This is a genomic window from Burkholderia sp. AU30280, from assembly GCF_020420125.1.
GTDB lineage: Bacteria > Pseudomonadota > Gammaproteobacteria > Burkholderiales > Burkholderiaceae > Burkholderia.
This window is the reverse complement of sequence record NZ_JAIZRY010000001.1, coordinates 529520-550976: the sequence shown is the minus strand read 5'-3', so window position 1 is coordinate 550976 and position 21457 is coordinate 529520. Positions and strand designations below refer to the sequence as shown.

17 protein-coding genes are annotated in these 21457 nt (G+C 66.5%); 13 read left to right on the top strand and 4 right to left on the bottom strand.

The window, feature by feature from the left end; genetic code table 11:
- Positions 1 to 9: 9 nt before the first annotated feature.
- The 9 genes from trpB (at position 10) to LGN17_RS02410 (ending at position 9655) form a co-directional block, all read left to right on the top strand.
- A complete protein-coding gene (gene trpB, locus LGN17_RS02450) occupies positions 10 to 1203 on the top strand; it encodes a tryptophan synthase subunit beta (protein ID WP_226195017.1) in 1194 nt (397 codons plus the stop codon).
- Between the two features lie 9 nt (positions 1204 to 1212).
- On the top strand, positions 1213 to 2064 hold the full coding sequence (locus LGN17_RS02445) for a DNA-methyltransferase (protein ID WP_226195016.1): 852 nt from the start codon (positions 1213 to 1215) through the stop codon (positions 2062 to 2064).
- Between the two features lie 46 nt (positions 2065 to 2110).
- Positions 2111 to 2926, top strand: coding sequence for a tryptophan synthase subunit alpha (trpA, locus tag LGN17_RS02440; protein WP_027791147.1), 816 nt, complete (start codon positions 2111 to 2113; stop codon positions 2924 to 2926).
- A gap of 64 nt (positions 2927 to 2990) precedes the next feature.
- Complete coding sequence (gene accD, locus LGN17_RS02435; protein ID WP_175967873.1) at positions 2991 to 3863, top strand: acetyl-CoA carboxylase, carboxyltransferase subunit beta; 873 nt, start codon at positions 2991 to 2993, stop codon at positions 3861 to 3863.
- A 101-nt stretch (positions 3864 to 3964) separates the two neighbouring features.
- Entirely contained in the window at positions 3965 to 5275 is a 1311-nt protein-coding gene (folC, locus tag LGN17_RS02430; protein WP_226195015.1) for a bifunctional tetrahydrofolate synthase/dihydrofolate synthase, read from the top strand.
- 29 nt (positions 5276 to 5304) lie between these two features.
- Positions 5305 to 6135 (top strand): SPOR domain-containing protein, encoded by an 831-nt coding sequence (locus LGN17_RS02425; protein ID WP_226195014.1) that lies wholly within the window; start codon positions 5305 to 5307, stop codon positions 6133 to 6135.
- Positions 6136 to 6141: 6 nt separating this feature from the next.
- Positions 6142 to 6636, top strand: a complete 495-nt coding sequence (locus LGN17_RS02420; protein WP_027782633.1) for a CvpA family protein — start codon at positions 6142 to 6144, stop codon at positions 6634 to 6636.
- A 51-nt stretch (positions 6637 to 6687) separates the two neighbouring features.
- Positions 6688 to 8220, top strand: a complete 1533-nt coding sequence (gene purF / locus LGN17_RS02415) for an amidophosphoribosyltransferase (RefSeq protein WP_175955180.1) — start codon at positions 6688 to 6690, stop codon at positions 8218 to 8220.
- 244 nt (positions 8221 to 8464) lie between these two features.
- Positions 8465 to 9655, top strand: a complete 1191-nt coding sequence (locus LGN17_RS02410) for an O-succinylhomoserine sulfhydrylase (protein WP_039358331.1) — start codon at positions 8465 to 8467, stop codon at positions 9653 to 9655.
- A 96-nt stretch (positions 9656 to 9751) separates the two neighbouring features.
- Here the strand turns inward: LGN17_RS02410 and LGN17_RS02405 are convergent, their stop codons facing one another.
- Genes LGN17_RS02405 through LGN17_RS02395 form a run of 3 tightly spaced genes read right to left on the bottom strand, consistent with a single transcriptional unit; the run spans position 9752 to position 12847 of the window.
- Entirely contained in the window at positions 9752 to 10714 is a 963-nt protein-coding gene (locus tag LGN17_RS02405; protein WP_226195013.1) for an NAD-dependent epimerase/dehydratase family protein, read from the bottom strand.
- Positions 10701 to 11747, bottom strand: a complete 1047-nt coding sequence (gmd, locus tag LGN17_RS02400; RefSeq protein WP_226195012.1) for a GDP-mannose 4,6-dehydratase — start codon at positions 11745 to 11747, stop codon at positions 10701 to 10703. Before gmd ends, LGN17_RS02405 begins: the two co-directional genes overlap by 14 nt.
- Before the next feature lie 35 nt (positions 11748 to 11782).
- Positions 11783 to 12847, bottom strand: a complete 1065-nt coding sequence (locus LGN17_RS02395; RefSeq protein ID WP_226195011.1) for an acyltransferase family protein — start codon at positions 12845 to 12847, stop codon at positions 11783 to 11785.
- A gap of 498 nt (positions 12848 to 13345) precedes the next feature.
- Here LGN17_RS02395 and LGN17_RS02390 point away from each other — a divergent pair, with 498 nt between their 5' ends.
- The 3 genes from LGN17_RS02390 to LGN17_RS02380 are packed head-to-tail and all read left to right on the top strand — an operon-like array spanning position 13346 to position 19493.
- Positions 13346 to 15538 (top strand): hypothetical protein, encoded by a 2193-nt coding sequence (locus tag LGN17_RS02390; protein WP_226195274.1) that lies wholly within the window; start codon positions 13346 to 13348, stop codon positions 15536 to 15538.
- 26 nt (positions 15539 to 15564) lie between these two features.
- Positions 15565 to 17031: an oligosaccharide flippase family protein gene (locus LGN17_RS02385; protein WP_226195010.1), complete on the top strand. Its 1467-nt coding sequence runs from the start codon at positions 15565 to 15567 to the stop codon at positions 17029 to 17031.
- Positions 17028 to 19493 carry a glycosyltransferase family 4 protein gene (locus tag LGN17_RS02380; protein WP_226195009.1) on the top strand — a complete coding sequence of 822 codons (2466 nt, stop codon included), beginning with the start codon at positions 17028 to 17030 and terminating at the stop codon, positions 19491 to 19493. Before LGN17_RS02385 ends, LGN17_RS02380 begins: the two co-directional genes overlap by 4 nt.
- Before the next feature lie 359 nt (positions 19494 to 19852).
- On the opposite strand, the gene LGN17_RS02375 is transcribed toward LGN17_RS02380, so the two are convergent.
- Positions 19853 to 21034, bottom strand: coding sequence for an acyltransferase family protein (locus LGN17_RS02375; RefSeq protein ID WP_226195008.1), 1182 nt, complete (start codon positions 21032 to 21034; stop codon positions 19853 to 19855).
- 217 nt (positions 21035 to 21251) lie between these two features.
- Here LGN17_RS02375 and LGN17_RS02370 point away from each other — a divergent pair, with 217 nt between their 5' ends.
- Positions 21252 to 21395 (top strand): hypothetical protein, encoded by a 144-nt coding sequence (locus LGN17_RS02370; RefSeq protein WP_175967895.1) that lies wholly within the window; start codon positions 21252 to 21254, stop codon positions 21393 to 21395.
- Positions 21396 to 21457 lie beyond the last annotated feature (62 nt).

The following is a 21457-nucleotide window of genomic DNA, read 5'->3' as shown; positions in this document are numbered from 1 at the left end:
AGAGACACCATGTACAACCTTCCTGATGATCGTGGCCACTTCGGCCCGTATGGCGGCACGTTTGTCGCCGAGACGCTGATTCATGCGCTGGACGAACTGCGCGCGGCGTATGAAAAATTCCAGAACGATCCCGATTTCGTCGCCGAATTCGAGCGCGAGCTGAAGCATTTCGTCGGCCGCCCGTCGCCGATCTATCACGCGCAGCGCTGGAGCGAGACGCTCGGCGGCGCGCAGATCTACCTGAAGCGCGAAGACCTGAACCACACGGGCGCGCACAAGATCAACAACGTGATCGGCCAGGCGCTGCTCGCGAAGCGCATGGGCAAGAAGCGCGTGATTGCCGAGACGGGCGCCGGCCAGCACGGCGTCGCGACCGCGACGATCTGCGCCCGCTTCGGGATGGAGTGCGTCGTCTACATGGGTTCGGAAGACGTGCGCCGCCAGGCCGCGAACGTCTACCGGATGAAGCTGCTCGGCGCGACCGTCGTTCCGGTCGAATCGGGTTCGCGCACGCTGAAGGACGCGCTGAATGAAGCGATGCGCGACTGGGTCACGAACATCGAGAACACGTTCTACATCATCGGCACGGTCGCGGGCCCGCACCCGTACCCGATGATGGTGCGCGACTTCCAGCGCGTGATCGGCGACGAGTGCAAGGTGCAGATGCCCGAACTCGCAGGCCGGCAGCCTGACGCGGTGATCGCCTGCGTGGGCGGCGGTTCGAACGCGATGGGCATCTTCTATCCGTACATCGACGACAAATCGGTGCAGCTGATCGGCGTCGAAGCCGCCGGCGACGGCATCGACACGGGGCATCACGCGGCGTCGCTGATCGCCGGCAGCCCGGGCGTGCTGCACGGCAATCGCACTTACCTGCTGCAGGACGACAACGGCCAGATCATCGAGACGCATTCGGTGTCGGCGGGCCTCGACTATCCGGGCGTCGGCCCCGAGCACGCGTGGCTGAAGGACAGCGGCCGTGCGCAGTACGTCGGCATCACCGACGAGGAAGCGCTGAAGGCGTTCCACGACTGCTGCCGGATCGAGGGGATCATTCCCGCGCTCGAGTCGAGCCACGCGATCGCATATGGCGTGAAGCTCGCGCCGACGTTGCCGAAGGACAAGATCCTGCTCGTCAACCTGTCGGGCCGTGGCGACAAGGACATGCACACGGTCGCCGAGCGATCGGGCATCGAGCTCTGACCCCGACCGATGCGTGACCTGATCGAAGAACCGGGCGGCGGTGCCGCGAGCGAGGCGGGGGCGGTTCAGCCCGCCGCTGCCGTGCCGCGCGCGCTGCCGTCCGGTATCGAATTGCATAACCGCGATTTCCTGACCCATGCCGCGCATCTGCCGGACGCGTCGATCGACCTGATCGTCGCCGATCCGCCGTACGGGCTCGGCAAGGACTACGGCAACGACTCGGACAAGCGTTCGGGCGACGACTTCCTCGCGTGGACGCGCGAGTGGCTCGAACTCGCGATTCCGAAGCTGAATCCGAGCGGGTCGATGTACATCTTCTGCACGTGGCAGTACGCGCCGGAAATCTTCAGTTTCCTGAAGACGCAGCTCACGATGGTCAACGAGATCATCTGGGACCGGCGCGTGCCGAGCATGGGCGGCACGACGCGCCGGTTCACGTCGGTGCACGACAACATCGGCTTTTTCGCGGTGTCCAAGGCGTATTACTTCGATCTCGATCCGGTCCGCATCCCGTACGACGCCGACACGAAGAAGGCCCGCTCGCGCAAGCTGTTCGAAGGCAGCAAGTGGCTGGAGATGGGCTACAACCCGAAGGACGTCTGGTCGGTCTCGCGCCTGCACCGGCAGCACGCGGAGCGCGTCGATCATCCGACCCAGAAGCCGCTGGAAATCATCGAGCGGATGGTGCTCGCAAGCTGCCCGCCGGGCGGCCGCGTGCTCGATCCGTTCATGGGCAGCGGCACGACCGCGGTGGCCTGCGCACGGCAGGGGCGCGACTTCGTCGGCTACGAGATCAACGAAAGCTATTGTGCGATCGCGCACGAGCGTGTGAACGCGCTCGCTGCGCCGGCGTGCGCGTGAATCGCGCCGCCGCATCGCCGAACGCAACGCATCCAGGAAAATTGCCATGTCCCGTATTCAGCAGACCTTCGCCGCGCTCGCCGAACAAGGCCGTAAGGGCCTGATCCCGTTCATCACGGCCGGCGACCCCGATCCGGCCAAAACCGTCGAATTCATGCACGCGCTCGCCGAAGGCGGCGCGGACGTGATCGAACTCGGCGTGCCGTTTTCGGATCCGATGGCCGACGGCCCCGTGATCCAGCGCTCGTCGGAACGCGCACTCGCGCGCGGCGTCACGCTCAAGAGCGTGCTCGCCGACGTGAAGCGCTTTCGCGAAACCGACCCCAAAACCCCCGTCGTGCTGATGGGCTATGCGAACCCGATCGAGCGGATGGGCGTCGACGCGTTCGCGGCCGAAGCACAGGCGGCCGGGGTCGACGGCGTGCTCGTCGTCGACTATCCGCCGGAAGAGGCGGGCGTGTTCGCCGAGAAAATGCGTGCCGCGCAGATCGATCCGATCTTCCTGCTCGCGCCCACGTCGACCGACGAACGCATCGCCGACGTCGGCAAGATCGCGAGCGGCTACGTGTATTACGTGTCGCTCAAGGGCGTGACCGGTGCGGGAAATCTGGATGTTTCGAGCATTGCGGGTAAAATCCCGGCCATCAAGTCGCGCGTGCCGGTTCCGGTAGGCGTCGGCTTCGGCATCCGCGACGCCGAAACGGCGCGCGCGGTGGCCGAAGTGTCGGACGCCGTCGTGATCGGCAGCCGCCTCGTGCAGCTGCTCGAAAGCGCCGCGCCGGAGGGTGCCGCCGCCGCGCTGAAGACTTTCATCGCCGAGTTGCGCGCGGCCCTGGACGGCGCGGGCAAGACGGCGCGATAAACACAACACAGGAAGCGGGAACGGGTCATGCGGCCCGCCCCGCTACGGAACAGGAAACCATACGATGAGCTGGCTCGACAAACTGTTGCCGCCGAAGATCAAGCAGACCGACCCGAAAAGCCGCAAGGGCATTCCGGAAGGCCTGTGGGTCAAGTGCCCGTCCTGCGAGGCCGTGCTGTACCGCAACGACGTGGACGCGAACCTGCACGTGTGCCCGAAGTGCGATCACCACATGCGCATCGGTGCGCGTGAGCGCCTCGACGGGCTGCTCGATCCGGAAGGCCGCTATGAAATCGGCCAGGAAATCGTGCCGGTCGATTCGCTGAAGTTCAAGGACAGCCGCAAGTACCCCGATCGTCTGAAGGAAGCGATGGACGACACGGGCGAAACCGACGCGATGGTCGTGATGGGCGGTGCGATCCACACGCTGCCGGTGGTCGCGGCCTGCTTCGAGTTCTCGTTCATGGGCGGCTCGATGGGCTCGGTGGTCGGCGAGCGCTTCGCACGCGGCGCGCAGAACGCGCTGGAACAGCAGGTGCCGTTCATCTGCTTCACCGCTTCGGGCGGTGCGCGGATGCAGGAAAGCCTGCTGTCGCTGATGCAGATGGCGAAAACCACCGCGATGCTGACCAAGCTGGCCGAAGCGAAGCTGCCGTTCATCTCGGTGCTGACCGACCCGACGATGGGTGGCGTGTCGGCGAGCTTTGCCTTCCTCGGCGACGTCGTGATCGCCGAACCGAAGGCGCTGATCGGCTTCGCCGGCCCGCGCGTGATCGAGCAGACGGTCCGCGAGAAGCTGCCGGAAGGCTTCCAGCGCGCCGAATTCCTGCTGAAGACGGGCGCGATCGACATGATCGTCGACCGCCGCAAGATGCGCGACGAGATCGCGCAGCTGCTCGCGCTGCTGCAGCGACAGCCGGCTGACGCGCTGGCTTGACCGGCGCGAGGTTGTGAACTCTGCGCGTCGCCTGGCTTCAGCGTCAGGCGGCGCGCTTCGTTTTTTTGGCGTAGTGGCGGTCCCGATCCAGATTTGAACCGATGAGCACTTTTCCCACTCTCGACGCGTGGCTTTCGCATCTCGAGCGCGCGCACCCGGTCGGCATCGACATGGGCCTGACCCGCATCGGGCAGGTCAAGGCGGCGCTGCAGCTCGAATTCGCGTGTCCCGTCATCACCGTCGGCGGCACGAACGGCAAGGGCTCGACCTGCGCGTTCCTCGAGACGATCCTCGTGCGCGCGGGCTACAAGGTCGGTTGCCACACGTCGCCGCACCTGCTCGAATTCAACGAGCGCGCGCGCGTGAACGGGCAGAACGTCACCGATGACGAGCTGCTGCCGCACTTCGAGGCCGTCGAAGCGGCGCGCACGTCCTTGCCCGAGCCCGTGTCGCTCACGTACTTCGAATTCACGACGCTCGCGATCCTGCACCTGTTCGCATCGCGCGGGCTCGACGCCGTGATCCTCGAAGTCGGCCTCGGCGGCCGGCTCGATGCGGTCAATATCATCGATACCGATTGCGCGATCGTCACGAGCATCGACATCGACCACACCGAATATCTCGGCGACACGCGCGAGAAGATCGCCTTCGAGAAGGCCGGGATCTTCCGTGCCGGCAAGCCGGCGATCTGCGGCGATCCGGCCGCGCCGCAAACGCTGATCGACCACGCCGAAGCGATCGGCGCCGACCTGTGGCTGGTCGGCCGCGATTTCCGCTACGAGGCGCAGGCAGGCGCGGAGCGCCAGCAGTGGAGCTACCTCGGTCGCGAGAAGCGCTATCCGGCGCTGGCGTATCCGGCGCTGCGCGGGGCGAATCAGCTGATCAATGCATCGGCCGCGCTCGCCGCGCTCGAAGCGCTGCGCCCGGTGCTGCCGGTGTCGGCGCAGGACATCCGCCTCGGCCTCGCGAACGTCGAACTGCCGGGGCGCTTCCAGGTGCTGCCCGGCAAGCCGGCGATCGTGCTGGACGTCGCGCACAACCCGCATGCGGCGGCCGTGCTCGAGCAGAACCTCGGCAACATGGGTTTCTTCCCGTACACGTACGCGGTGTTCGGCGCGATGCACGACAAGGACATCGACGGCGTGCTGCAGCACCTGAAGGGCGAGATCGACCACTGGTGCGTGACCGACCTGCCGCTGCCGCGCGCGGCGTCCTCGGAGCAGCTCGAAGCCGCGCTGCGCAAGGCCGGCGTGGAGGAAGGGCCCGATTCGAGCGTCACGCGTTACACATCGCCCGCCGAAGCGTTTCGCGATGCACTAAAAAGAGCATCCGAAAATGATAGAATCGTGGTTTTCGGCAGTTTCCATACGGTTGCCGGCGTGCTGGCCTACCGTAAATCGCAGCAACACTGACTGACGGGCAGTTTCGGACTCAGCCATTCATGGGAATTTTCTCGTTCGGCAAAAAAGACGACGACGCGCCCCCGCGGCGCGGCGGTCGCACCGGGGCCTCCCGGAACGTGCGCACGGAGCGCACCGAACGCGTCGAGCGCCGCTCGCGCCGCACCGAGCGTCCGGAATCGGACGCACTGCTCCTCGATCCGACCCTTCCAGAAAAGCAACGCGCGCGCCGTCGCCTCGTCGGCGCGATCGCGCTCGTCGTCGCGGCCGTGATCGTGCTGCCGATGGTGCTCGATTCGCACCCGAAGCCGGTCACGGACGACATCGCCATCGACATCCCGAATCGTCCCGCGCACCAGGCGGTCGCGCCGCGCGACGATGACGCGTCCGACGTACAGGCGGGCGTCGCGCACGACGAACCGCCGGCATCCGATGTGGCCGTTGCGGCTGCGCCGACGGATGCCGACAAGCCGGCCGCGAAACCCGATACCACGACCACGGCGAACGTGACGCCGCCGAAGCCTGCGCCGAAACCGGCTGCCCCCGCGGCGAAGCCGGCTGCGCCGAAGCCTGCACCCGCGCCCGCAGCCGTCGCGAATACCGACGCCGCCAGCCCGGACAGCAGCGACGCTTCGTCGCCGTCGTCGCCGGCCGGCGCGCGTTTCGCGGTGCAGCTCGGTTCGTTCAAGGACGACGCGACGGCCCGTTCGTGGGCCACCAAGTTGAAATCGGCGGGCGTGCCCGCATATGTCGAGCATCGCAAGCAGGCAGACGGCAGCACGGCTACACTGCTGCGTGCGGGCCCGTTCGCGGATCGCGCGGCGGCTTCCGCCGCGATCGCGAAGGTGCGCGAAGCCGGGCTGACGCAATAACGCACGATGTTGACGGCTTTCGACTACGCTGTATTGGCGGTGATCGTGTTGTCGGCGCTACGCGGTGCGTGGCGCGGCTTCGTGTCCGAGATTTTCGGGCTGATCGGCTGGATCGCGGCGATCGTGATCGCCGGTCGCTACGTCGGGCTGGTCGTGCCGTACATTCCGGCGAACTGGCCGGGCGGCGCGCTGACGCAGTGGGTGATCGCCTTCGCGTTGCTCGTGATCGGCGTGGTGCTGGTCGCCGGCGTCGCGAACGCGCTGCTGTCGCGGATCGCGCAGGCGAGTGGCCTGGGCGGCGTCGACCGCTCGCTGGGCATGATGTTCGGGCTCGTCCGCGGCTGCGTGCTGGTGGTGCTGCTGGTCGCGGCGGCCGGGCTGACCGAACTGCCCAAACAGGATTTCTGGCGCAATGCGCTATTGCGTCCTTTCGCCGAACAGGGCGTGCACGAGCTGAAGCAGCTCCTGCCCGACGGCATGGCCCAGTACGTACGCGTGTGACGACGCGGCCGGGCAGGACGGAACCGATTTTGTCATTCTGAAGGACATGCCATGTGCGGCATCGTAGGCGTTATCTCCCAATCCCCCGTCAATCAGCTGATCTATGACAGCCTGCTGCTGCTGCAGCATCGCGGTCAGGACGCAGCGGGCATCGCGACGGCGGACGGCAGCAATTTCCACATGTACAAGGCGAACGGCATGGTGCGCGACGTGTTCCGCACGCGCAACATGCGCAGCCTGCCCGGCACCTACGGCATCGGCCAGGTGCGCTACCCGACGGCCGGTTCGGCGTCGAGCGAAGCCGAGGCGCAGCCGTTCTACGTGAATGCGCCGTTCGGGATCATCCTCGCGCACAACGGCAACCTGACGAACTGGCAGCAACTGAAGGACGAGATGTTCCGGATCGACCGCCGGCACATCAACACCAATTCCGACAGCGAAGTGCTGCTCAACGTGTTCGCGCACGAGCTGCAACTGTCGACCACGGGCCTCGAGCTCGATCCCGCCTCGGTGTTCAAGGCCGTCTCGGGCGTGCATCGCCGCCTGCAGGGCTCGTACGCGATCGTGTCGCTGATCGCCGGCTACGGCCTGCTCGCGTTCCGCGATCCGTTCGGCATCCGCCCGCTCTGCATCGGCAAGCTCGAAACCGAGCACGGCACCGAGTGGATGGTCGCGTCGGAGTCGGTCGCGGTCGAAGGCATCGGTTTCGAATTCGTGCGCGACGTGCAGCCGGGCGAGGCGATCTTCATCGACCCGGCCGGCAACTTCCACAGCCAGCAGTGTGCCGAGCAGCCGACGCTGAATCCGTGCATGTTCGAATACGTGTACCTCGCGCGCCCGGATTCGTGCCTCGACGGCGTGCCGGTCTACAACGTGCGCCTGCGCATGGGTGACTATCTCGCCGAGAAGATCAAGCGCGAGCTGCCGAACGTGCCGATCGACGTCGTGATGCCGATTCCCGATTCGTCGCGCCCGGCTGCGATGCAGGTTGCCGCGAAGCTCGGCGTCGAGTACCGCGAAGGCTTCTTCAAGAACCGCTACGTCGGCCGTACCTTCATCATGCCGGGTCAGGCCGTGCGCAAGAAGTCGGTGCGCCAGAAGCTGAATGCGATGAGCATCGAGTTCAAGGACAAGCACGTGCTGATCGTCGACGATTCGATCGTGCGCGGCACGACCTCGCATGAAATCGTGCAGATGGCGCGCGATGCGGGCGCGAAGTCGGTGATCTTCGCGTCGGCTGCGCCGCCCGTGAAGTTCCCGAACGTATACGGCATCGACATGCCGACGCGCGGCGAGCTGGTCGCCCACGGCCGTACCGACGAAGACGTCGCGAAGATCATCGGCGCCGACCACCTGATCTACCAGGACGTCGACGACCTGCGCCGCGCGGTGCGCGACATCAACCCGAAGCTCGAAGGCTTCGAGGCGTCGTGCTTCGACGGCAACTACATCACCGGCGACGTGACGCCCGAGTATCTCGATGCGATCGAGCGCGCGCGCCTCACGCCGGCGTCGCAGGCCGATCGCGACACGGCCGGCGACACCCAACGCTCGCAGATGAACCTGCAGCTGTCGGTCGAGTGACACCGGCGCACGCTTTTGACGAAGCGTGATAGGATGTCGCCTTGCGTCGATTTGATTCAGCTTGCGGACGCGGGGCGACTTCCCAAAACAGCTAAAGCGAAGGCCGGTGGCAACCGGCCCGAGTCGATCGCTGTCGTACCGCACCGAAGCCCGCTGATGCCGACGCATAGCGGGCTTTTTGTTTTGGCCTGGTCTTGACTGGGTTCGCGCCACCCGCGCGGCCATCGAATACGGAAAACGGAACATGGACGACTCCCTCAACTTCGACACGCTCGCCGTGCGCGCGGGCACGCTGCGCAGTGACTTCAACGAGCACTCGGAAGCGCTGTTCCTCACGTCGAGCTTCTGCTTCCAGAGCGCGGCCGACGCGGCCGAGCGCTTCGCGAATTCGGAAGACTACTTCACCTATTCGCGCTTCACGAACCCGACGGTCACCATGTTCCAGGAGCGTCTCGCGGCGCTCGAGGGCGGCGAGGCCTGCATCGCGACGGCGTCGGGGATGGCCGCGATCATGTCGGTCGTGATGGCCGCGCTGCAGGCCGGCGACCACCTCGTCAGCTCGCGCAGCCTGTTCGGCTCGACGCTCGGGATGTTCTCGCAGATCTTCAGCAAGTTCGGCATCACGACGACCTTCGTTGACCCGACCGACCTGAACGCATGGAAGGAAGCCGTGCGGCCGGAAACGAAGATGTTTTTCCTCGAGACGCCGTCGAACCCGCTGACCGAACTCGCCGACATCGAGGCGATCGGCAAGATCGCGAAGGCATCGAACGCGCTGTTCGTCGTCGACAACTGTTTCTGCAGCCCGGTGCTGCAGCAGCCGCTGAAACTCGGCGCGGATGTCGTGATGCACTCGGCGACGAAATTCCTCGACGGTCAGGGCCGCGTGCTCGGCGGCGCGCTGGTCGGCTCGAAGGAATTCATCATGGGCAAGGTGTTCCCGTTCGTGCGTAGCGCGGGCCCGACGCTGTCGGCGTTCAACGCGTGGGTGCTGCTGAAGGGGATGGAGACGCTGTCGCTGCGCGTCGAGAAGCAGTCGGCGAACGCGCTGGAGATTGCACGCTGGCTCGATTCGCATCCGGCCGTCGCACGCGTGTTTCATCCGGGCCTCGAATCGCACCCGCAACACGAACTCGCGAAGCGTCAGCAGAAGGCGGGCGGGTCGATCCTGTCGTTCGAGCTGAAGGGCGACACGCCCGAACAGCAGCGCGCGAATGCGTGGCGCGTGATCGACAACACGAAGCTGATCTCGATCACCGGCAACCTCGGCGACACGCGGTCGACCATTACCCATCCCGCGACGACCACGCACGCTCGCATCACACCGGAAGCGCGCGCGGCAGCGGGGATCAGCGAAGGGCTGATCCGGTTGTCGGTCGGCCTGGAGGATGCGGGCGACCTGCGCAAGGATCTCGCGCGCGGCCTCGAAGGCTGAGCGCGGCGACCGCTTTCCGGGACGACATGACAACGGGCCGCTCGATAGAGCGGCCCGTTGTCTTTTCAGCGTGGCGAGGCGCGTGCGTTGCCGGAATCAGCCGGCGTGCCCGTGCGGCGTGTCGCGCATCGCTTCGACCATCCATCGCAGCGTTTCGTCGAGCGGCGTGACGGGCAGCTCGCCCACCGCGCGCCGCAGCTTCTCGCGCGACCCGCTCAGGCGCTTCACCTCGTTGTGCCGCACGAAACGCGGATCGACCGTCACGTCGATTACGTAACCGGCGATGCGCGACAGCATCGCCAGCACTTCCTTCAGCGAATACGCGCGCTCCGAGCAGACGTTGAACGTCTCGCCGGCCGGCGCGGCTTCGACCAGCTTCAGGTACGCGGCCGTCACGTCGCGCACGTCGGAGAAATCGCGGCTCACGTCGAGATTGCCCAGCGAGATGCGCGGTGCGTTGCGCGCGTAGTGTGCGACGAGCTTCGGCAGCAGGTACGCGTCGCTCTGGCCGACACCCGTGTAGTTGAACGGCCGCGCGATCACGATCGGCAGCCGGTCCGCCCACAGCTTCGCCGCGTATTCCATCGCGAGCTTGCTGACCGCGTAGTCGTTCGCCGGGGCAGGGGCGACGGTTTCGTCGAGCACGCCGGCCGTCGAATTGCCGTAGATGTTCGCGCTGCTGGCGAGCAGCACGGCCGACGGGCGGCGGTCGAGTCCCGCGAGCGCGGCCAGCAGGTTGCGCGTGCCGACGATGTTGACCGCGTAGGTCTGCGACGGCTCGTCCTGCGCGACATGCGCGCGGGCGGCGAGATGCACGACCGCGTCGGGCCGGGCGTCGGCGGCCGCCGCGCGCAACGCGTCCGCGTCGAGCAGGTCGACGGGCAGCAGCGTGCAGGACGCGAAGGCCGGATCGTCGGGCCGTGCCGTGCCAGGCGCGACCGTGCCCCAGACCTCGTAGCCGGCCGCCTGCAGGCGTTCGGCCATGTAGCGGCCCGTGAAGCCCGTCAGGCCCGTGACGAATGCACGGCGCGACGGGCGTCCGGCTTCAGAACGTGTCATGGTGTTGGTTCCGCGTCAAATCCGCTTCGACCATCATCTGGCAAAGTTGTTCGAGCGTCGTCTTCGGTTCCCAGCCCAGCTTGGCTTTGGCCTTGTCCGCGCAGCCGATCAGCAGATCAACTTCCGCGGGACGATAGAACTTCGGATTCACGTCCACGAGCACGTTGCCGTTCGACGCGTCGACGCCGCGTTCCTGCTCACCCTTGCCGGTCCATTCGATCTGGTAGCCGGCCGCGGCGAACGCCATCCGCACGAAATCGCGCACGGTCTCGGTGCGGTTGGTGGCGAGCACGTAGGTGTCGGGCTCGTCGGCCTGCAGCATGCGCCACATGCCTTCGACGTACTCGAGCGCGAAGCCCCAGTCGCGCTTCGCGTCGAGGTTGCCGAGCTCGAGGCGGGTCGCCTTGCCGAGCTTGATCTTCGCGATGGTGTCGGTGATCTTGCGCGTGACGAACTCGCGGCCGCGCAGCGGCGATTCGTGGTTGAACAGGATGCCGCTGCTGCCGAACAGGCCGTACGACTCGCGGTAGTTCACCGTCATCCAGTGCGCGTACAGCTTCGCGACGCCGTACGGGCTGCGCGGATAGAACGAGGTCGCTTCCGTCTGTGGAATCGACTGCACCTTGCCGAACATCTCGGAGGTCGATGCCTGGTAGAAGCGCGTATTCGGGCTCACGACGCGGATCGCCTCGAGCAGGTTCAGCGGACCCAGGCCCGTCACTTCGGCGGTCGTCGCCGGCTGGTCGAACGACACGCCGACGAAGCTCTGCGCGGCGAGGTTGTACAACTCGTCGGGCTGCGTGCGTTCGAGCAGGCGCAGGCTCGAGCCGGCGTCGGTCAGGTCGTGCTCGACGAGCGTGAGGTTCGGGTGCGTGTCGACGCCGAGCTCGGCGATGCGCCAGAAATTCACCGAGCTGGTGCGGCGGTAGGTGCCGGTGACCTCATAGCCCTTGTCGAGCAGCAGCTTGGTCAGGTAGGCGCCGTCTTGCCCCGAGATCCCGGTAATGATGGCCTTCTTGCGAGTTTGGCTCATGACGTTGTCCTGGTAGAAGCGATGGATGATGAAGTTCAGGCGGTCGTGCCGGCGGCGGCCGGCAGCGCGCGGCGGGCGGGGCCGCGCGTCAGGCGCCGTTCGAAGCCGTACCAGCTCAAGGTCGCGTATGCGAGCGTGATCGCGAGCGCCAGCGCGGCCGTGACGAAACGGTTCAGATGCAGCGGCCACAGCGCGTACAGCACGCTGAGGTGGATCAGGTACACGGTGTAGCTGACGGTGCCCACGTAGACGAGCATCGGGTTCGTCAGCACGCGCTGCACGATGCCGCGGCCGCGCAGCGCGATCACGACGATCGACGTGCACAGCAGCAGCGAGATGCTGTAGAGCGCCGCATTCGACAGCGGTGTGTTCGCGGCGCGAAAGCGCGGGAACGACAGGTGCAGCCAGCCGAGGATCGCGAGCGACACGAGCGCGCTGGCGATCGCGAGCGGATAGAACGGCTCCAGCGCGCGCCGGTCGCGGCGCAGCACGATCGCGAGCAGCGCGCCTGCGGCGAGCAGGTCCATCCGGAACGGCGTCAGGTAGTAGATCGGCCAGAACGAGTCGAACCACGGCGTCGCGATCGCGCGCAGCACGGGGGCCGCGACGATCAGCGCGGCGGCGACCCACAGCAGCGCGCGCTCCGAGCACCACAGCACGACGAACGGCCAGAAGATATAGAACTGCTCCTCGACCGCGAGCGACCACAGCACGTTCAGGCTGTCATGGCCGATGCTGCCGAGCGACAGCCCGATGTTGGTCGAGAAGAATGCGAACCACGGCCAGTGCGGCAGCCAGCTCGCGCCGAACAGGATCGTCGACACCAGCAGCAGCAGCGCGTACGGCGGCAAGATGCGGCGCACGCGGCGCGCGTAGAAGTGGCTGAAGTACGACTGCCCGCGCGCCTTGCGATCGAGCAGGATGCCGGTGATCAGCAGGCCGCTCAATACGAAGAACAGGTCGACACCCATCCACAGCGGCGCCTTCAGCGCGTGCTGCAGGAACACGGCGCCGACCGCGATCGCACGCAGCCCGTCGAGCTGCACGATGCGGCCGTGCTGCGGCGGGGTGAGTTCCGCGGGTCGCGAGATGCCCGTCATCGCGCCGCTCCTTCGCGACGCGCGGCGTGAGCCGGGGCGTGCCGCACATCCGATGCGTAAACGTGAACGTAATGCATGCCATTAAATGAAATATCGAATCGAAACCGATTCTAGGGAAAAGAAATCGGCAAAAAAACGCGCGTCATTTATCTGGCGACAAACATTCAAATGCCGATTGTTTCAGTCGCGGAGTGAAAGGTCGGTGCCCGGACGGCCCCGTCAGGCGGCGCGAGGCGGCATTTTCTACGGATTGGGAAACGAAAGGCGGTCGTTGTTGCCGTTTTCGAGTGCTTTTTCGCCTCTGTTCCGGTTCGATATTTCATGCGGAAACATCCCCAAATATTTCCAAATTTCTTGTGATTATTTTTGCTTGTAACCTGCATCGCGACGTTTGAAACCCATTTAGCGACAGGGTGCGCCGGCGGCAGTCCGTGGCGGTGCCGGTCGCTGTTGCATCAAGTCTGGAGAAGCGCATTGCGACGTCTGATTCTGGTTGGCATGACGGTATGCGCGACGCTGCTGACGCGCGCCGCACCGGCGGAAACGGTGTTGCCCGCGACGACGTCGTGGATCGGCAATACGTTCGGCTATGGCGACGGCAGCTGGACGCAGATCGACATCCGCGCGATCGCGGTGACGCCTGAGGGCAAGGTGTATACGAATGCGCCGTGGGACGAGAGCGGGGCCGAGGCGAGCGTCTACCAGGACGGGAAGATGCTCGGCTTCGCGGGCGGCACGCATGGCTGGGGCAACCTCGGCGGCAGCGCGATCGCTGTAAACAGCAAGTATGCGTACGTCGCGATCGGTGTCGGCAACGAGCGCGGCCACCTGCAGTCGCCCGGCATCTGGCCGGACAAGGGCAAGCAGTGGTTCGGCATCTCGCGCCGCACGATCGGCGACTTGAAGCAGCCCGCGCCGTTTCGCGCGGCGCCGCAGGTCGCGCCGGGCGGCCGGGCGGACCCCGGCCGCGCGCGGCTGGCCGCGAGCTTCATGATGATGAACGAGGTGGCGGCGCCCGCGCGCTCGGAAGTGGGCGAGCAGAAGGCGGAAGTCGGCGGTCTCGCGGCCGACGACAAGACACTGTTCGCGACGAATCCGTCGCGCGACGCGGTGGACGTGTATGACGCGGAGACGATGCAGCAGAAGGGCACGTGGAGCGCGCACGAGCCGGGCCGCATCGCGCTCGCGGGCGACGGCACGCTGTGGCTGCTCACGGATACGATCAACGGGCCCCCGCACCTGGTGCACGTGCGCGCGGACGGCCGCAAGCTCGACGACGCACCCGCGCTGCCCGAAGGCGCCGACGTGGTGGACGTGGCGGTCGACACGAAAGGGCGTGTGCTCGTCGCGGACAACGGGCCGCGCCAGCAGATCCTGATCTTCTCGAAAGGCACCAAGGGCTATGCGCAGTCGGGCACGCTCGGCGAGCGCGGCGGCATTTTCGCGGGCCCGGTGCCGGGCCGGCCGGGGCCGCAGCGCTTCAACGGGCTGACGGGCGTCGGCGTCGACCGCGCGGGCAACATCTATGTGTCGATGAACGGCATCGGGCCGCGTCACGACACGATCGGCGCGGGGCTCGGTGCGGTGCTCGAAAGCTACACGCCGGACGGCAAGCCGCGCTGGCAGGTGCAGGGGCTGCTGTTCGTCGACGGCGCGTGGCTCGACCCGGCGCGGCCGAACAGCGTGTACACGGGCAACAAGCGCTTCGAACTGGACCTGTCGAAGCCGCCCGGCCAGGACTGGAAATACGTCGGCTTCCTGTCGAACCGCTTCAAGTATCCGGACGACCCCGTGTTCCACACGGACCAATGGCCGGGCATGCCGATCGCGCGCCGCGTCGACGGCCGCACGTTCCTGTACCTGACCGACATGTACGCCGATCACCTGAAGATCTACCGCTTCGATGCGAAGCGCGACGGCGAAGTCGCGATTCCGTCCGGCCTGATCGCGGGCCGCGCGCGGCCGGTCGACAACGTGCCGAACAAGCCGCCGGGCGGCGACTGGCTGTGGCGCGACGCAAACGGCAACGGCCGGCTGGATGCCGACGAGTTCGAGCTCAACACGACGGGCAAGGCGAAGGCGGGTGGCTGGGGCTGGTGGGTCGACACGAAGGGCGACATCTGGCGCACGAGCGACGTGCGCGGCATCCACCGGTTCCGCTACGGCGGCGTCGACAAGGCCGGCAACCCGATCTACTCGTACGACAAGGTCACGACCTACCCGATGCCGCAGCCGTTCACGCAACTGCGCCGCTCGATCTACGACGCGCAGACGGACACGCTGTACGTGACCGGTTACACGGCCGACGCGCCGCCGCAGCCGGGCATCAACAAGGAAGTGGGCCGCGTGCTGGTGCGCTTCGACAAGTGGTCGACGGGCTCGCCGGTCGTGCGCTACCAGGTCGCGCTGCCGTGGCAGCTCGATGCGAAGCCGATCTTCGACCTGATCGGGATCACGGTCGAGGGCCGCTACCTGTTCGGGGTGGAGCCGGTCGGCAAGATCCACGTGTACGACAAGGAAACCGGCAAGGAAGTGGGCGTGATGAGCCCCGGCGCCGAGGTCGGCAAGGCATCCGGCTGGGTCGACGTGCCGTTCGGCATCAGCGCGTTCCGCCGCGAAAACGGCGAATACCTCGTGTTCGTCGAGGAAGACGCGCGCGGCAAGGTGCTGATGTATCGCTGGAAACCGTGACGGGCGACGTCACACAAGGCACAAGCATGGACAAAGGCATACTCAAGAACGTTTCGATCAACTTCATCGGGCTGATCCTGCCGACCTTCGTGTCGCTGGTCACCGTGCCCGCCTATATCCATGCGCTCGGCGTCGAACGCTATGGCGTCGTCAGCCTCGTGTGGACGCTGATCGGCTATTTCGGGATTCTCGATCTCGGGATGAGCATGGCCGCGCAGAACCACATCTCGAAGGCGCTCGCGAGCGGCAACGCCGACGAGAGCGCGCGCGTGTTCTGGAGCGCGTTCTGGCTGAACCTCGGCACCGGCATCGTGGGCGGGCTGCTGATCTATTTCGGCGCGTTCATCTACACCGCGTACTTCACGAAGGTGTCGGCGGCGATGCAGCACGAGGTCTATCTCGCGCTGCCGTGGCTCGCGCTCGCGATTCCGCTGGCGAACGTGTCGTGGGTGTTCGCCGGCGCGATCAACGGCGCCGAACGCTTCGGCGTGTTCAACACGAACCAGACGATCGGCACGTTCCTGTTCCAGCTGCTGCCGCTCGGCGCCGCGTGGTGGATCGCGCCGAACCTGCAGACGGTGCTCGCCGCGGCGGTCGTCGCGCGCCTGGTCGCAGCGGTGATGCTCGGCCACGCGAGCATCAAGGTGCTCGGGATCCGTCGCATCGATCCGCCGCAGTGGGGCACCGCGAAAGGGCTGTTCAACTTCGGTGGCTGGATGCTGATCGCGAGCACGACGAGCATGATCGCGGACACGCTCGATCGCGTGATGCTCGGCGCGGGGATGGGCGCGAAGTTCGTCACTTACTACACGGTGCCGCAGAACCTCGTCACGCGCCTGAACATGCTGCCGAACGCGCTCGTGCGCACGCTGTTCCCGCGCCTGTCGGCGGTGGGCCGCGACCATGCGGACACGCTCGCGCGCCAGTCGCTCGAATTCCTGAACGGCGTGTTCACGCCGGTCGGCATCGTTGCAATTTTCGCGCTCGCGCCGTTCCTCACGCTGTGGGTCGGCGCCGATCTCGCCGCGCATTCGGCGCCGGTCGGGCGTGTGCTGGTCATCAGCGTATGGCTCGTCGGCCAGGCGAGCGTCACGCGAATCCTGATCCAGTCGCAGGTCAACCCGGCCCGCGCGGCGTTCGCCGGGCTCGTCGAGATGCCGTTCTTCGTCGGTGGCCTGTGGTTCGGCATTCATCACTTCGGGCTGATCGGCGCGGCGGTGGTGGTTGCCGCGCGTGCGCTCGTCGACTACGGCGTGCTGCTGTACCTGTCGGCGATCCGGATGCGCGCGATCGTGCTCGACATGCTCGCGCACCTCGCCTTCCTGCTCGCGAGCCTGTTTCTGGCGCAGGCGTGGCCGGGGCTCGTCGAGTCGATCGGCCTGTGCGCGGTCGTGCTGCTGCTGAATGTTGCGTGGTCGCTCACGATGACACCGGGGTTGCGTGCGCTCGTGCGCGACCTGTTCGTCCGTCTCAATGCGAGGAGAACCGTATGAATCGCGATCTGGCGGAACACGCCGTGTTGAATCTCGCCGCCGCCGATGCGGCCGTGGCCGAAGCGGGCGACGCCGCCGTGCTGCGCCGGTCCGTGCCGGCCGAACGCGCCGGCGCGCGCCATGCGTCGCGCGCGCTGCGCGTGGCGATCGTCCACGACTGGCTCGTCACCTATGCAGGCGCCGAGCGCGTGCTCGAGCAGATCGTCGCGTGTTTTCCCGATGCGGACCTGTTCAGCCTCGTCGATTTCCTCGACGATCGGGCGTTCGTGCGCGGCAAGCCGGTGACGACGTCGTTCATCCAGAAGCTGCCGTTCGCGCGCACCAAGTACCGCAGCTACCTGCCGCTGATGCCGCTCGCGATCGAGCAGCTCGACGTGTCCGAGTACGACCTCGTGATCTCGAGCAGCCACGCGGTCGCGAAGGGCGTGCTGACGGGGCCGGACCAGGTGCACATCAGCTACGTGCATTCGCCGATCCGCTATGCGTGGGATCTGCAGCACCAGTACCTGGAACAGTCGAACCTCACGCACGGGCCGAAATCGCTGCTCGCGCGGATGATCCTGCATTACATCCGCAACTGGGACACGCGCACCGCGAACGCGGTGGACGGCTTCGTCGCGAACTCCGCGTTCATCGCGCGGCGCATCAAGAAGGTCTACCACCGCGACGCGGCGGTGATCTTCCCGCCGGTCGATGTCGACGCGTTTTCGCTGAACGCGCAGAAGGAGGAGTTCTACCTGACCGCGTCGCGGATGGTGCCGTACAAGAAGATCGACCTGATCGTCGACGCGTTCTCGCGGACGCCCGAGCGCAAGCTTGTCGTGATCGGCGACGGCCCCGAGATGCAGAAGATCCGCGCGAAGGCCGGCCCGAACGTCGAGATCATGGGCTACCAGCCGTTCGCGGTGCTGCACGACCGGATGCGCCGCGCGAAGGCGTTCGTATTCGCGGCCGAGGAGGATTTCGGGATCTCGGTGGTCGAGGCGCAGGCGTGCGGCACGCCGGTGATCGCGTACGGCAAGGGCGGCGCGCTCGAAACCGTGCTCGACCCGCAATCGAACCTGGATCCGACCGGGCTCTTTTTCGACGAACAGACGCCGCACGCGATCGTCGCGGCCGTCGACGATTTCGAGCGTGCGCCGCAGCGCTTCACGCCGAACGCGTGCCGCGCGAACGCGGAGCGATTCTCCGCGGATACGTTCCGGCGGCGCTTTCTCGACTATGTCGAAGCCGCGCTGCCCGGCTCGACCGCGCAGCGTGGTACGGCCATCGCGCCGATGCCGGCCTCGCGCGGCCCGGCGACGCTCGTGCTCGACCAGAGCGGCGTGCTGGGCGGCGCCGAGCTGTCGCTGCTCGAGATCATGAAGCACATGCGCGCGAACGCCGATGTCCTGCTGTTCGACGACGGGCCGTTCCGTGCGGCGCTCGACGAGATCGGCGCGCGCGTCGACGTGGTCGACCAGGGCGCGCTCGCGGGTGTGCGCAAGCAGGGCGGCGTGTCGGTCGGCGCGGTGAAACAGCTCGTGCGGCTGGTGCGCGACGTCGCGCGCCGCGCACGCCGTGCCGAGGTGATCTACGCGAACACGCAGCGCGCGATGGTGGTCGCCGCGCTGGCCGGGCGACTTGCGCGCAAGCCGGTGGTGTGGCACCTGCGCGACATCGTCAGCACCGACCATTTCGGCAGCAAGCAGCTGCTGGCGATCAAGTACTGCGCGCGGCTCGGCGTCACGCGCGTGATCGCGAATTCGGATGCGTCTGCGCAGGCGTTCCGTAAGCTGACGGGCTTCACGCCGCAGCACGTCGACGTCGTGTTCAACGGCATTTCGGCCGAGCCGTTCGATGCGCTGGAAGGCGTCAGCCAGGCCGCGCTGCGCGCGCGGCTGGGATTGCCCGAGCACGCATGGCTCGTCGGCTCGTTCAGCCGCCTCGCGCACTGGAAGGGGCAGCATGTACTGCTGGAGGCCGCTGCGCGGCATCCCGACATGCACGTGGTGCTGGTCGGCGCACCGTTGTTCGGCGAGGACGAATACGCCGCGCAGCTGCATGAATACGTAGCCCGGCACGGGATGGACGCGCGCGTGCATTTCCTCGGGTTCCAGCGCGACGTGGCCGCGTGCATGACGGCGGTCGATGTCGTTGCGCACACGTCGATCACGCCCGAGCCGTTCGGGCGCGTGATCGTCGAGGGGATGCTGGCGCGGCGGCCGGTCGTCGCGGCTCGTGCGGGCGGTGTCGTCGAGATCATCGAGGACGGCGACAACGGGCTGCTCTGCGCGCCGGGCGATCCGACCGCACTGGCCGATGCGCTGGATATGCTGAAGCGCGACGGTGCGCTGCGCGAGCGGCTCGTCGCGAGCGGGCGTGCGACGGCGGTGCGCCGGTTCGGCACCGAAACCTATGTGGAGCGGGTGGAGAAGATCCTCGCGGATACGGCGAAGGCCGCGAGGGCGAAGCAGCGGTAATCGGCGCGAGCCGGCGGGAAACGAGCCCTCATGCGGCGGTGTGCTGCGTGGGGGCTTGGTTTTTCGGCGTCGGGGCCTTTGCCGGGCAGGTTGTCATGCGCCGTGCAGGGTGCGTGTTTGGCCGGTCGTCGATTGGGAGGGAGCGGGTGGGTGACGACAGAAGGTGACGGCAGAAGGCTGCGTCCAGACAGTCCCGGTAATGAAAGTCGGTCGAGGACGGCTTATGCGGGCCGTAGCGTGGCCCGACGCCGGAAGGCTAGCCCATCCATGCCAACCCGCCGTGCAACCCGCCCAAGCCATGAATAAGCCCCCGCGCAGCGGGACGCCGCGCAGGGGCTCGGGAAAGCGGACCTTCCGGGTCAGACTGCCCGTTCGGGCGCCGGCGTGACGACCCGGGCGGGGCGGGCCGGCTTGAAGCTGGCCGACCACGTCATCGCGGGCCGTTCGAACATCCGGTAGAACGCGTACGCGACCGGGATCGCGGCGGCCATGAACGCGAACGACGGCCAGATCGACAACTGCAGCTCGGAATGGAACAGCACCGAGCCGAGGCAGACGAACAGCGGCAGGTGGATCAGGTACAGCGAGTAACTGAAGTCGCCGAACCAGCTCAGCACGCGCAGCGGCGGCGTCGGGTGCGGCGGGCGGGCGAGCGCGCGGTACAGGAAGCATGCGAAGCCGGCCGACCACAGCTGGAACGCGCCGTACTGGCCGTAATGGAACGCGCCGCAGCCGGCGGCCAGCAGCACGGCTGCCGCGCCGTACCACGCACGCGACGGCACGGTGGCCGCGCCGCCGCCGCGCGCCTGCTGCGCACGCACGTCGGCGATCCACGCACCGATCGTCCAGGGCAGCCAGTACGACGTGAAGAACTGCAGATCGTGCCGTTCGAGCAGCCACGCCGACGCGACGTTGACGAGCGCGACCGCGGCCACGACCGCCGGCATGCCGATGCGCCGGCGCAGCGCGAACAGCAGCGGGTAGATCGCGTAGAACTGCACTTCGAGCGACAGCGTCCACAGCGCGCCGTTCGACCCGTACGTGTAGCCGGCGACGCCCTGCAGCGAGAACAGGTTCACGAGGAACGCGACGAGGCCGACGTCACGGATCTTGTGGCTGACGGGCTCGATCTGCAGGCTGACCGAGTCGAGCGCGAGCGTGAACAGCAGCGCGGCGAGCAGCACCGGGTAGATGCGCGCGAACCGGCGCACCCAGAAGTTCGGCGCATCGAGCCGGTACGCGGGATCGGCCGCGAGCTTGAGCGCCGCGTTGCGGTGGATGCAGTAGCCGCTGATCACGAAGAAGATCGGCACGCCGGCGGAGCCCCATGCGAACGGAAAGGTCAGGTAGCCGGCGATCGCGCTCGGGCTGAGCGCATGGCCGTAAGCGTGATGGAAGCTCTGCATGCCGACCCAGACGACCTGCCGGCAGTGGAAATAGGCGACGAGCAGCGCCGCGAAGCCGCGCATCGCGTCGATCACGTGTTCCTTGTGATCGGCGACGGGCGGCGCGGCTAGAGACGATCCGCTGAAAGCTTGCATGCGATTCGATTCCTTGCGACGGATGGACGGGAAGTTTCATCCAATCGTAATGCGCAAGAATTCGATCAATGAATAAAAAAATCTCACCGGGAAATATCGGAATTCCACATCATGGTTTCATCGCGTTCGGAAAGCGGTTCCACGAGGCAGGTCAATTATTTACCGATTTTTTTCTGATAATTTGAAGCTCCAGTTGATTGATGCAAGGAGCGGCAAGATGGACATGCATTGGATCGCAAGCGCGGCAGTACTGCTGGTCATGGCCATGCTGTCGGCGTACCGCGAGGCGCTGAAGAACGAACCGATTCGCCCGGGGCTCGAACGGGGCGGCGTGCCCTATATCGAGGAATTCGAGTCGTAAGAATTTGTATCTGGAAAATCGGTAATTTGTTTCTGCTTCGGCACTCGGCTCGGCAATATCGA

Excerpts from the sequence above, each read along its gene's own strand:
- trpB (WP_226195017.1), top strand. The coding sequence starts at position 10 with ATGTACAACCTTCCTGATGATCGTGGCCACTTCGGCCCGTATGGCGGC.
- LGN17_RS02445 (WP_226195016.1), top strand. The coding sequence starts at position 1,213 with ATGCGTGACCTGATCGAAGAACCGGGCGGCGGTGCCGCGAGCGAGGCG.
- trpA (WP_027791147.1), top strand. The coding sequence starts at position 2,111 with ATGTCCCGTATTCAGCAGACCTTCGCCGCGCTCGCCGAACAAGGCCGT.
- accD (WP_175967873.1), top strand. The coding sequence starts at position 2,991 with ATGAGCTGGCTCGACAAACTGTTGCCGCCGAAGATCAAGCAGACCGAC.
- folC (WP_226195015.1), top strand. The coding sequence starts at position 3,965 with ATGAGCACTTTTCCCACTCTCGACGCGTGGCTTTCGCATCTCGAGCGC.
- LGN17_RS02425 (WP_226195014.1), top strand. The coding sequence starts at position 5,305 with ATGGGAATTTTCTCGTTCGGCAAAAAAGACGACGACGCGCCCCCGCGG.
- LGN17_RS02420 (WP_027782633.1), top strand. The coding sequence starts at position 6,142 with ATGTTGACGGCTTTCGACTACGCTGTATTGGCGGTGATCGTGTTGTCG.
- purF (WP_175955180.1), top strand. The coding sequence starts at position 6,688 with ATGTGCGGCATCGTAGGCGTTATCTCCCAATCCCCCGTCAATCAGCTG.
- LGN17_RS02410 (WP_039358331.1), top strand. The coding sequence starts at position 8,465 with ATGGACGACTCCCTCAACTTCGACACGCTCGCCGTGCGCGCGGGCACG.
- LGN17_RS02405 (WP_226195013.1), bottom strand. The coding sequence starts at position 10,714 with ATGACACGTTCTGAAGCCGGACGCCCGTCGCGCCGTGCATTCGTCACG.
- gmd (WP_226195012.1), bottom strand. The coding sequence starts at position 11,747 with ATGAGCCAAACTCGCAAGAAGGCCATCATTACCGGGATCTCGGGGCAA.
- LGN17_RS02395 (WP_226195011.1), bottom strand. The coding sequence starts at position 12,847 with ATGACGGGCATCTCGCGACCCGCGGAACTCACCCCGCCGCAGCACGGC.
- LGN17_RS02390 (WP_226195274.1), top strand. The coding sequence starts at position 13,346 with ATGACGGTATGCGCGACGCTGCTGACGCGCGCCGCACCGGCGGAAACG.
- LGN17_RS02385 (WP_226195010.1), top strand. The coding sequence starts at position 15,565 with ATGGACAAAGGCATACTCAAGAACGTTTCGATCAACTTCATCGGGCTG.
- LGN17_RS02380 (WP_226195009.1), top strand. The coding sequence starts at position 17,028 with ATGAATCGCGATCTGGCGGAACACGCCGTGTTGAATCTCGCCGCCGCC.
- LGN17_RS02375 (WP_226195008.1), bottom strand. The coding sequence starts at position 21,034 with ATGCAAGCTTTCAGCGGATCGTCTCTAGCCGCGCCGCCCGTCGCCGAT.
- LGN17_RS02370 (WP_175967895.1), top strand. The coding sequence starts at position 21,252 with ATGGACATGCATTGGATCGCAAGCGCGGCAGTACTGCTGGTCATGGCC.